This is a genomic window from Cedecea sp. B1(4) (assembly GCF_059414925.1).
The window spans coordinates 1-336 of the sequence record NZ_JCAHMZ010000066.1 but is presented as its reverse complement, the minus strand read 5'-3'; the positions used below and the strand labels follow the sequence as shown (position 1 = coordinate 336).

The window sequence follows — 336 nt, the reverse complement described above, 5'->3', positions numbered from 1 at the left end:
CGACCGGCGCAAGTCCGGCGATCCCGCCGATCCCCGGCCTGAAGGACACGCCGTACTGGACCTCGACCGAGGCGCTGGCGAGCGACACGATCCCTGTGCGGCTGGCGGTGATCGGCTCGTCGGTGGTGGCCGTTGAACTGGCGCAAGCCTTCGCCCGGCTGGGCAGCCAGGTCACGGTCCTGGCGCGCAGCACGCTGTTCTTCCGCGAGGACCCGGCCATCGGCGCGGCTGTGACCGATGCCTTCCGCGCCGAAGGGATAGCCGTGCTGGAGCATACCCAGGCGAGTCAGGTGGCTTATCAGGACGGTGAATTCGTGCTCACGACCGCCCAAGGTG

1 protein-coding gene is annotated in these 336 nt (G+C 69.0%); it reads left to right on the top strand.

The window, feature by feature from the left end:
• Positions 1–336: FAD-dependent oxidoreductase (locus ACR6JA_RS22130; RefSeq protein ID WP_494599532.1), on the top strand; the 336-nt coding region annotated here is incomplete at both ends.